The following is a 7191-nucleotide window of genomic DNA, read 5'->3' on the forward strand; positions in this document are numbered from 1 at the left end:
GAGTAAAGTATTTTTACCCTCTCACCTAGAAATACAAAAGCGAAGAAGGTCCGGAGGACCTTTTTCACTTTATAACTTGAAATAGGAGACTGAGATAGGTTAATACAAGTTTGAGCCCATCCATAAAATAGAAAGAGAATTAGCATCATGAAAGCACTAGGTACACAACCAATAGAAACTGAACGATTGATACTGAGGAGATTTGTGGAAGGTGATGCTCAAGCCATGTTTGAGAATTGGGCTTCTCGTCTAGATAATCTAACCTATGTTACTTGGAATCCACACCTGAATGTCGAACAGACTCGAAACTCTATTGGCAATTGGGTAGCATCCTACGACAATCCTAACTATTACAAATGGGCCATTAGTCTCAAAGAAAATCCATACTATGTCATTGGAGATATTAGTCTGGTCAGTGTGGATGAAGAAAAATCTAGCTGTGAGATTGGATATATCTTAGGGATGGACTACTGGGGACGAGGACTCATGACAGAAGCCTTGAAGGCAGTTTTATCATACTGTCTAGATGAGATTGGATTTAAAGAGGTTGATGCTTGCTATGCAAGTTTAAATCCAGTATCTGGTCGTGTTATGGAAAAGGCGGGTATGACTTTTTGGAAGACGATTCCAAATGCAGTTGAACGAAAAGGTTATATCGCTGATAAAATTTATTATCAAATCAAAAAATAAGATGGAAAAGAATAACTTTTCCATCTTATTTTTTATAATATACTTTTTAATCAAAATAAAGCAAGTCTTTGCTGGTGCTTGTGAAGAGGTCAAAACCGTCTTTGGTAACAACACCGCAATCTTCGATACGGACACCGACTTTACCAGGGATGTAGATACCAGGCTCAACTGAGAAGCACATGCCTTCTTCGATAACCATGTCGTTTCCTTCCATGATAGATGGGAATTCGTGGACGTCCATACCGATACCGTGCCCGAGACGGTGGTTGAAGTACTCACCGTAGCCAGCTTTTTCAATCACTTCACGAGCTGCGCGGTCTACTTCATGGGCCGTCACACCAGGTTTGATAAAGTCAAGTGCAGCTTGTTGAGCTTCTAGAGTCAAGTTGTAAATATCTTTCTTGAATTGGTCTGGTTTACCAACAGCGACTGTACGAGTCATATCTGATGCGTAACCATTGACCATAACACCAAGGTCAAAGAGGAGAAGAGCATTATTTTCAACCTTGTTGGCCCCAGGGATACCATGCGGATTTGCAGCATTATCTCCTGTCAAGACCATAGTATCAAAGCTCATTTCGTAGCCTTCACGTTTCATAGCAAAGTCGATTTGCGCAATGATATCAGTTTCCGTATTATCAAGAGAGATATTGTCAAAACCAACTTTAACAGACTTGTCGGCGTAAACACCTGCAACCATCATCTTTTGCACTTCGTCAGCTGATTTAATCAAGCGCATACGTTGGATCAATGGAGTCAAGTTATCAAACTCAGCAGTTTCAAAGACAGTTTTCAAACCGTGGTATTTAGTCAAGATGAGATTGTCAAACTCAACTGCTACACGTTTGAAATCAAGCTGTGGCAAGGCATTTTGAATTTTCTTCCAAGGGTTTTCAGAGTCCACGTAGCCAACTACTGGGAAAGAGACAGTGCTAGTCGCACGTTCAACCTCAAGGGCTGGCACAAAGAGAAGTGGTTCTTGGTTTCCAAGGACAAAAAGGAACATTTGACGTTCGTGTGGATCACTGTAAAAACCAGTGAGGTAATTAATTGTGACGGGGTCAGATACGACAGCGACGTCTAGCTTTTCTGATTCAAGATAAGTTAAGATTTGTTGTAATTTAGACATATGCTACCTTCTTTCTACCCCTCTATTTTTGCAAAATTTAGGAGAAATTGCAAGGGAGAAGGGGAAAAGACTACAAAAAAATTCCAACAGCTAATAGCATGTTGGAATAGAAAGATTAGTTGAATTCTGCCTTACTTTTCACATCGCTGTATTCTTCAGCAATTTCTTGGCTAAGGATATCTTCATAAGCTGGAAGGACAATGTCCTGACCATATTTTTTCTTGAGGGCAGTAGTGACCAAACGGTAGGCTAGATTTGCATTACGGGATAAAATAGGTCCGTGGAAATAAGAACCGAAAACATTTTTATAGTGAACACCTTCACCGACCTTTTCTTCGTTGTTGCCATTTCCGTAAACAACCTGCCCTAATGGTTTTTGGTCATCTGAGAGGAAGGTGCGGCCTTGGTGGTTTTCAAAACCATAGTAGGTTTCATCGAATTCTTTGTTATGAATTTTAATGTCACCAATGAATCGGTTATTGGTTTGGTTGAGTGTGTAATGTCCCATGACACCGAGACCTTCGATACGTCTTCCAGAAGCTTCAATATAGTATTGGCCTAATAGCTGGAAGCCACCACAGATAGCAAGAACGACACCATCATTTTGGATAAAGTTATCAATATTATCTTTTTTATCGGGTAGATCACCAGCAATGATACTTTGTTCAAAGTCTTGGCCACCACCGAAAAAGGCAATATCGTAGTGATGTTCATCGAACTCATCGTGGAGAGAAACGATATCAACTGTTACATGTGCCCCTAGCTTTTCAGCGACGTACTTGAGCATGAGGATATTCCCATTATCTCCGTAGGTGTTCATGAGATTCCCATAGAGGTGGGCAATATTTAGTTGGTAAGGATAATTGCCGTCTTTTGAGGAAAGTGAAGTATAAACCATTAGTTCATCTCCTTTCTAACAAGTTGACGATTGGCTAGTAATTCTCGGAATTCCAGCATGGCCGTATAAGTCGCAAGGATATAAGCGTGCTTGCAGTCTTGGGCTTCAATCGTTTTAAGAACTTGTTCCAGACTACTTGTTTCAGTGATTTTATCAGCTGGGTAGCCAGTCACTCGAAGACGACGAGCAATTTCAGAATGACGAACGCCACCGGCGTTGATTTCTGGGATATCCATGTCAGTAATTTGTTCAAAATCAGCATCCCAAATCCAGCTGGTATCAATCCCGTCAGCATAGTTGGCATTGAGGAGAACAGAAAGACTAAATGGATAAGGAGCGAGTTTAATCATTTCAATGGCTTGTGTAGCACCTACAGGATTCTTGATGAGAACCAGTGTACATTCCTTGTCACCGATATGGAAGGTTTCTTGGCGTCCAAAAACAGCTCGACTCTTATCAAATCCTTGCTTAATCAGTTGAGAATCAGCACCAAGGTAACGAGCAATGGCTACCGCAGCGAGAGCGTTATAGATGTTGTAGAGACCACCGATTTGAATACCATATTCCTGACCGTCGATAACAAAGCGAGAACGATTGTTGGTCAACTCAACCAATTCTGTTAGACGGTAGTCCAAGTCAGGTCTTTTACATCCACAATTTTCACAAATATAAGCTCCCAAATTGGCATAAGTGTTGAGCTCATATTTCAAAATACTTTGACAGTCTGGGCAGAGAATACCTTCAGTATTGTAGTGAGCAAGCTTTGCTGGACCTTTTTCCAAATCAAAACCAAAATATTGAACAGGATTTGGAATTGCAGGTTTGTAGAAAAGCGGACTATCACCGTTCAGCAGAACAGTAGCAGTAGGAACTTTTCGAATAGCGTCCAAAATCATGTTGTAGGTCGTATAAATCTCACCGTAGCGGTCCATCTGGTCGCGGAAGATATTGGTGATGACGAAAAGACTAGGCTGGATGTAGTCACAGATACGTGAGAGACTAGCTTCGTCGATTTCAAGGACAGCGATGTTCTTGCCAGTTTTTGAAGATTTGGCTGTCAAGAAGGTAGTCGTAATCCCGGTAATCATGTTGGCACCACTTGGATTAGTTAAAACTTGACCATAAATTTCCTTTAGGATACCGACAGTGAGAGCGGTCGTCAAGGTTTTTCCATTGGTACCAGTTACCACAACAATCTCATAGTTCTTCGCTAAATGTTGTAAAATATCTTTATCAAATTGAAGGGCGAGTTTTCCAGGCAGCGTGCTTCCACGTCCAAGACGACTCAAAATAAAGTGAGAAGAACGCCCAGCAAGAAGGCCCAAAGTAGTTTTTAATTTCATGTTTCTATTATATCATAAAAGCTGAAAAAGACAGATTTGAGATTTTAGAAAAAGAAAAACAGCCCAAGGAGGGCTGCTTTCTATTATTAAATCTATTAAATCGCAAACAAGTCATTCAAGTTCTCAGCCAAGGTTGGGTGAGTGAAGATTTGTTTTGTGAAGTAAGTGTATGGAATCTTGTTGTCCATTGCAACAGTGATGATATTGATGATTTCTTGAGAACCTTCAGAGAAGATAGTAGCACCGAGAATTTCTTTGGTTTCAGTATTAACAACAGCTTTAAAGGCTCCACGAAGATCTCCATTTACGTGACCACGAGGCATTGCTGCAACAGGGATTTCCTTAACAGCATATGGAAGTTTCAAATCAGCTGCTTGACTTTCAGTCAAACCAACTTGTGAAAGTGCAGGTGTGATGAAAAGAGTATTTGGTACAGTGAGACGATCTTCGAGTGTGTAGCTGCCATCACCAGCGAGGTAGCTATAAACAACACGGAAGTCATCTAATGAAATGTAGGTAAACTGAAGGCCACCGTTGACATCTCCAACAGCAAAGACACCAGGAACGTTTGTTTGACAATGTTTGTCTACTTTAATAGCGCCTCGTTCAGTTAGTTCAATATCTGTGTTTTCGAGATGAAGAGGTTCAACATTTGGTTTACGTCCAGTTGCGTAGAGAAGGGCATCGAAACGATAAGTTTCGTTTTCAGTTACGACAAGGACTTGGTCGCCATCATTTTTGATTTCAGTAGTACGGATGTTTTGAAGCAATTCGATTCCGTCTTCTTCCATGTACTGTTTAGCAAGAGCAGCGATAGAAGATTCTGCACGAGGTAGGAATGTATCCAAGACATCTAGGACTGTAACCTTGCTTCCAAGTTTGTTGTAGAGACCGGCAAATTCAAGGCCGATGTTTCCGCCACCAAGGACACCAAGTTTTTCAGGTAATTTGTCTAAGTTTTGGATGCCTGTTGAGTCAAAGACATTCTTGCTTGTAGCAAGTCCTGGAATTGGCAATACGTTTGAAACAGCACCAGTGTTGATGACGATTGTTTCAGCAGTTAGTTCTTGTTTTTCATCACCAGCTTGGATTTCGATGACTTTATTAGAAACAAAGTGAGCTTCAGCATCAATGATATCAACGCCTGTACCAGCAATAGTAGCATAGTTTTTACCATTGAGACGTGTAGTAACTGTATTTTTTGTAGTCATAACCTCGTCAAATGACAAGTCTTTTTCTGCAGCGACTAACAAGGTTTTAGTTGGGATACAACCGATGTTGATACAAGTTCCGCCGTACATTGCCTTGTTGCGTTCGATAAGGGCAACTTTTTTACCAGCTGAAGCTAGTTTTCCAGCAAGCGTCTTACCTGCCTTACCAAATCCTATTACAATTAAATCGTATGTTAACATTTTTATTCCTCCTGTTCGATTTTCATTCTAGCACAAGAAAAAGACTTTTGCACAAATCTGCTACGGAAAATAGTTTTAGGAACCGAATGCTCTAACAAATACTTTTTGAGTGAAGCAAATCGAAAGAAAATCGTTTACATGATTTAATCGGGAGGTTAGACTATCTTTTGCCCCTCTCTTATGTTATACTAGATAAGTTGCAAAGAAAGCAGTACTTTTCTTTTGTGGAAAAGAAGCAACACGGTCTTTCATAAAAGATATGAAAGTACGTCATGACAAGAAAAGTATAAACTAAGCGCTATAGGATGGCTTCGCACCATCTTTAGAAAGAAGAATAACGTGAAATTTAATGAATTTAACCTTTCTGCTGATTTATTGGCAGAAATTGAAAAAGCAGGATTTGTAGAAGCAAGTCCTATCCAAGAGCAAACTATTCCTTTGGCTCTTGAGGGAAAAGATGTTATCGGTCAAGCACAGACTGGTACAGGGAAAACTGCAGCCTTTGGCTTGCCAACCCTTGAAAAAATTCGTACAGAAGAAGCAACAATCCAAGCTTTGGTGATTGCCCCAACTCGTGAACTGGCTGTTCAAAGTCAGGAAGAACTCTTCCGCTTTGGTCGAAGCAAGGGTGTAAAAGTTCGTTCTGTTTATGGTGGTTCAAGTATTGAAAAACAAATCAAGGCTCTTAAATCAGGGGCTCATATCGTAGTAGGAACACCAGGACGACTTCTTGACCTCATTAAACGCAAGGCTTTGAAATTACAGGACATTGAAACTCTCATCCTTGACGAAGCAGATGAAATGCTCAACATGGGATTCCTCGAAGACATCGAAGCCATCATCTCTCGTGTACCGGAAAATCGTCAAACCTTGCTCTTTTCAGCGACTATGCCAGATGCTATCAAACGTATTGGTGTTCAGTTCATGAAAGAACCTGAGCATGTGAAAATTGCTGCTAAAGAATTAACAACAGAACTGGTAGACCAGTACTATATCCGCGTTAAGGAACAAGAAAAATTTGATACCATGACTCGTCTCATGGATGTTGATCAACCTGAGTTGTCTATCGTCTTCGGTCGTACTAAACGTCGTGTGGATGAGTTGACTCGTGGGCTTAAAATCCGTGGTTTCCGTGCAGAAGGGATTCATGGAGATTTGGACCAAAACAAACGCCTCCGTGTCCTTCGTGATTTTAAAAATGGCAACCTTGATGTCTTAGTTGCAACAGACGTTGCTGCTCGTGGTTTGGATATTTCAGGTGTGACTCATGTCTACAACTACGATATCCCACAAGACCCTGAGAGTTATGTTCACCGTATTGGTCGTACAGGACGTGCAGGTAAGTCAGGTCAGTCTATTACCTTCGTTTCACCTAATGAAATGGGTTATCTACAAATCATTGAGAACTTGACTAAGAAACGTATGAAAGGTCTTAAACCTGCAAGTGCAGAAGAAGCCTTCCAAGCTAAGAAGCAAGTAGCTCTTAAGAAAATTGAACGTGATTTTGCTGATGAAGCTATTCGTGGAAACTTCGAGAAATTTAGCAAAGATGCCCGTAAATTAGCAGCTGAATTCAGTCCTGAAGAATTGGCTATGTACATTCTTAGCTTAACAGTTCAGGATCCAGATAGTCTTCCAGAAGTTGAGATTGCACGTGAAAAACCACTGCCGTTTAAACCTTCAGGTAATGGATTCGGTGGGAAAGGTAAGGGAGGTCGT

At 40.8% G+C, this 7191-nt stretch carries 6 protein-coding genes; 2 read left to right on the forward strand and 4 right to left on the reverse strand.

The features are described 5' to 3' along the window. Positions 1-147 precede the first annotated feature (147 nt). Entirely contained in the window at positions 148-690 is a 543-nt protein-coding gene (locus tag SINDD18_RS01655) for a GNAT family N-acetyltransferase (protein WP_061862859.1), read from the forward strand. A gap of 46 nt (positions 691-736) precedes the next feature. On the opposite strand, the gene SINDD18_RS01660 is transcribed toward SINDD18_RS01655, so the two are convergent. The 4 genes from SINDD18_RS01660 to SINDD18_RS01675 all read right to left on the reverse strand — a co-directional run bounded on the left by SINDD18_RS01660 (position 737) and on the right by SINDD18_RS01675 (position 5472). Next, positions 737-1819, reverse strand: coding sequence for a M24 family metallopeptidase (locus SINDD18_RS01660; RefSeq protein ID WP_061862860.1), 1083 nt, complete (start codon positions 1817-1819; stop codon positions 737-739). A gap of 115 nt (positions 1820-1934) precedes the next feature. Next, positions 1935-2717: a lipid II isoglutaminyl synthase subunit GatD gene (gene gatD, locus SINDD18_RS01665; RefSeq protein ID WP_061862861.1), complete on the reverse strand. Its 783-nt coding sequence runs from the start codon at positions 2715-2717 to the stop codon at positions 1935-1937. After that, positions 2717-4060 carry a lipid II isoglutaminyl synthase subunit MurT gene (murT, locus tag SINDD18_RS01670; RefSeq protein WP_061862862.1) on the reverse strand — a complete coding sequence of 448 codons (1344 nt, stop codon included), beginning with the start codon at positions 4058-4060 and terminating at the stop codon, positions 2717-2719. The genes gatD and murT overlap by 1 nt, the downstream gene beginning before the upstream one ends. A gap of 95 nt (positions 4061-4155) precedes the next feature. Next, the gene (locus SINDD18_RS01675; protein ID WP_061862863.1) at positions 4156-5472 is read right to left on the reverse strand and encodes an FAD-containing oxidoreductase; all 1317 of its coding nucleotides are present in this window, start codon (positions 5470-5472) and stop codon (positions 4156-4158) included. A 339-nt stretch (positions 5473-5811) separates the two neighbouring features. Between SINDD18_RS01675 and SINDD18_RS01680 the strand changes: the two genes are divergently transcribed. Further along, positions 5812-7191: DEAD/DEAH box helicase (locus SINDD18_RS01680; protein WP_061862864.1), on the forward strand; the 1380-nt coding region annotated here is incomplete at its 3' end.

Source organism: Streptococcus infantis (genome assembly GCF_001579645.1).
Classification (GTDB): Bacteria; Bacillota; Bacilli; order Lactobacillales; family Streptococcaceae; genus Streptococcus; species Streptococcus infantis_E.